General features: G+C 61.3%; 3 protein-coding genes and 1 pseudogene. All 4 read left to right on the top strand.

Going from position 1 to position 3,715, the window contains the following annotated elements:
- Positions 1-537 (top strand): aromatic amino acid lyase (locus tag H1Y01_RS01830; protein WP_180538388.1); only part of this gene is annotated, 537 nt, incomplete at its 5' end.
- A 14-nt stretch (positions 538-551) separates the two neighbouring features.
- Positions 552-1,505: an aldo/keto reductase gene (locus H1Y01_RS01825; RefSeq protein ID WP_180538387.1), complete on the top strand. Its 954-nt coding sequence runs from the start codon at positions 552-554 to the stop codon at positions 1,503-1,505.
- On the top strand, positions 1,495-2,739 hold the full coding sequence (locus H1Y01_RS01820) for a M24 family metallopeptidase (protein ID WP_180538386.1): 1,245 nt from the start codon (positions 1,495-1,497) through the stop codon (positions 2,737-2,739). Before H1Y01_RS01825 ends, H1Y01_RS01820 begins: the two co-directional genes overlap by 11 nt.
- Positions 2,736-3,715, top strand: a pseudogene (locus H1Y01_RS01815) (S9 family peptidase); the annotation flags it as partial. The gene H1Y01_RS01820 and the pseudogene H1Y01_RS01815, both read left to right, overlap by 4 nt.

The raw sequence follows: 3,715 nt of genomic DNA, 5'->3' as shown, positions 1-3,715 counted from the left end.
TCCGGCGGAAACTTCCACGGCGCGCCGCTCGGCTTAGCGATGGACTACGCCGCGATCGCGCTCGCCGACCTGGGCAGCATCTGCGAGCGCCGTATCGACCGCCTCATCAATCCGGACCTCAACGAGAGTCTTCCCGCATTCCTCACGCCGCATGCGGGCGTGTCCTCGGGCTTCATGATCGCGCACGTTTGCGCGGTAAGTCTGCTGGCCGAATGCAAGATTCTGGCCCATCCGGTGAGCGTCGACAACCTGCCGACATCGGGAGGCAAGGAAGATCACGTCTCCATGGGCATGACGGCCGCGTTGAAGCTGCGCACGAGTGTCGAAAATATGGAGAAAGTCGTGGCGATTGAGTTGTTGTGCGCGGCGCAAGGGATTGACTTCCGGCGGCCGCTGCGCGCCGGCGCCGGTGTGGAAGCGGCGTTCTCGATGGTGCGTGAGATCGTTCCCAAGCTCGAAGAAGATCGCCCGCTCGCCCCGGATATCGACGCCGTAGCCGCAGCCATCCGAACCGGTCGATTCGATTCGGTTCGCTAAACTGCAAATCGACGATGTCGACAAAACCTTTGGGTAATAGCGATCTCTTAATCACGCCGATCGGCGTAGGCGCATGGGCGATGGGCGGCGGCGGATGGGCGTTCGCGTGGGGACCGCAGGACGACAATGATTCCATCGCGGCCATCCGGGAAGCCGTCGATCGAGGAGTCAATTGGATCGACACCGCGGCGGTCTACGGACTCGGGCATTCAGAAGAAGTCACCGGCCGCGCACTGAAGGAGCTGAGCCGCAAGCCGTATGTGTTCACGAAGTGCGAGCGCGTGTGGGGTGAAGACCGCGCCATCAAGAAGAGTCTGAAGCGCGATTCGCTGCGCATGGAATGCGAGAACAGTCTGCGTCGGTTGCAAGTCGACGTGATCGATCTCTACCAGATCCACTGGCCTGAGCCCGACGAAGACATCGAAGAAGGCTGGACGGCGCTCGCCGAGTTGCAGGCCGAAGGCAAGGTGCGTTGGATCGGAGTTTCGAATTTCAATGTGGCGCAGATGAAACGCGCGCAGAAGATCGCGCCCATCACGTCGCTGCAGCCCCCGTATTCCATGCTGGTGCGGGATGTCGAAAAAGAGATCCTGCCGTTTTGCAAAGAGCAGAACATCGGCGTGATCGTCTACTCGCCGATGCGCAACGGATTGCTTTCGGGCGGCATGACCAAAGAGCGCGTGGCGAATTTCCCGGACGACGATTTCCGCCGCAGGCTGCCGGATTTTCAGGAGCCGAAGCTTTCGCGCAATCTGGAATTGGCCGAGAAACTGAAGGAGATCGGAAAGCAGCATGGACGCACGCCGGGCGAAGTGGCGATCGCGTGGGCTTTGCACAATCCGGCGGTGACCGGGGCGATTGTGGGGATGCGCAACGCCGGGCAGGTGGATGGCGTGATTGGCGCGCTGGAATTCCGTTTATCCGAAGACGAAGCCGCGCAGATCCGGCGCTATCTCGATGAAAGCTGATCGCGCGATTACGCGGCGCGGCTTGCTGGGCGCGGTGGCCGCGGCTCCCGTGTTGTTGCGGGCGGACGACGCGCTGCCGAACCGTTCGTCTGAAGCGAAGCCGATTACAACACCCGAGCGATTGGAACGCGTGGCTCGCGCCCAGCAGCTCATGGCGGAGAACAAGCTCGACGCGATTGTGCTGACCGGCGGCACATCGCTCGTGTATTTCACGGGAATCCGCTGGTGGAACAGCGAGCGGCTATTCGCCATGATCATTCCCCAACGCGGCGAGCCCTTCTTCGTTTCACCCGCATTCGAAGAGGAACGAGCGCGCGAACAGATTACGGCGGGTCTCGGGCCGGAGCGTCGTCAGGTTTTGATCTGGCAGGAAGACGAGAGTCCGTATGAGCGCGTGGGCTTCGCTCTGAAGGAACACGGCATGGCGACCGGGCGAATCGGCATCGAAGAGACCGTCAAGTTTGTGTTTGCCGACGGAATCGCCAAGGCGCTCCCGCAAGCCACGATTCAAAGTGCCACGGCGGTAACTGCCGGATGCCGCGCCATCAAGAGCGCGCACGAACTGGCGTTGATGCAGCTCGCGAATGCGGTCACGCTTCAGGCTTATGAATGGTCGTGGAAGCGTCTGCACGCCGGGATGACGCAGCATGACTTCGGCGCGCTGATCGCCTCGGCCTACCACCAGCTCGGGTTTCCCGGTGAAGCCAGCGTGCAGGTCGGACAGTATTCGGCCTTGCCGCACGGGTCCATGCAGCCGCAAGTGATTCGCGAAGGCGAGATCGTCATGATCGACGATGGATGCACGGTCGAGGGCTATCAATCCGACATCACCCGCACGTTCGTGGTGGGGCGTGCTACGGACAAGATGAAGCGCGTCTTCGACATCGTACACCGCGCGCAGAGCACGGCCTTGCAGACGGCCAAACCGGGAGTGCCGTGCGGATCGGTCGACGCCGCCGCGCGCAAGGTGATCAGCGATGCGGGCTATGGGCCTGACTACGCGTACTTCTCGCATCGCCTGGGACACGGCATCGGAATGGACGGGCACGAGTGGCCCTATCTGGTGCGCGGCAATTCGCTGCCGCTCGCTCGCGGCATGACGTTCAGCGATGAACCCGGCATCTATATTCGCGGCGAGTTTGGAGTGCGTCTTGAAGACGACATGCATATCACGGAAGATGGCGCGCGGCTCTTCACGCCGCAGAGCGGATCTCTCGAACAGCCCTTCCTATGAACCCGCCGATTGCGCGCAAGATCCCGAAGCAGTTCACGCTGCATGGCGATGTCCGCACGGACGATTACTACTGGATGCGGGATCGCGAAGATCCCGCCGTGATCGAATACCTCGAAGCGGAGAACGCCTACACCGAGGCGGTGATGGCGCCCGCCAAACCGCTCGAAGAGAAAATCTACACCGAGATCCTCGGCCGCATCAAACAGACGGATCTCTCGGTTCCGGTGCGCGACGGCTCGTTCTTCTACTACACGCGGACGGAAGAAGGCAAGCAGTATCCGATTTGGTGCCGTAAGCGCGGCGGACTTGAAGCGCCGGAAGAAGTGCTGCTGGACGGCAACGTACTCGCGGAAGGTTTAGAGTACTTCTCGCTCGGCGGTCTCGATCTTTCGGAGGATCACAACCTGCTGGCTTACTCGGTCGACAACGACGGATCCGAGCGCTTCACGATCCACGTGAAGAACCTGACGACCGGCGAACGGCTCGCCGACACGATCCCCAACACCAGCTTCGGGCTCAACTGGGCGGGCGAAAATCGCACGCTGTTCTATTCGACGTTCGACGAAACGCACCGGCCCGATAAAGTGCATCGTCACGTGCTTGGAACGCCAGTAAACGAAGACGAAGTCGTCTTCGCGGAACCCGATCCGCAGTTCACCTTCGAAGTTCACCGCACCTTGAGCAAGCGTTTTCTGATCATCGATTCGGTCAACGCGAGCAAGACTTCGGAAACGCACTTTCTCGACGCTTACCACCCGGAGCAGCCATTCCGCGTCCTGGAACCGCGCCGCGACGGCATCGAATATTACGTCACTCACCACCACAGTCCCGCAGCGGGCGACCGGTTCCTGATCCGCACCAACGAAGGCGCTCCGCTGTTTCGGCTGATGACCGCGCCGGTGGATGATCCGTCGCGCAAGAACTGGTCGGAACTGGTTCCCGAACGAGCGGAGATCACGCTCGATTCGGTCGACGC

It is taken from the genome of Nevskia soli (genome assembly GCF_903970205.1).
Taxonomy (GTDB): Bacteria; Acidobacteriota; Terriglobia; order Bryobacterales; family Bryobacteraceae; genus Bog-113.
Note: the sequence above shows the minus strand (reverse complement) of the source record. Positions and strands in the feature narration are given on the sequence as shown.

Bases quoted from the DNA above. Each gene is read 5' to 3' on its own strand.
- H1Y01_RS01825 (WP_180538387.1), top strand. From the start codon at position 552: ATGTCGACAAAACCTTTGGGTAATAGCGATCTCTTAATCACGCCGATC.
- H1Y01_RS01820 (WP_180538386.1), top strand. From the start codon at position 1,495: ATGAAAGCTGATCGCGCGATTACGCGGCGCGGCTTGCTGGGCGCGGTG.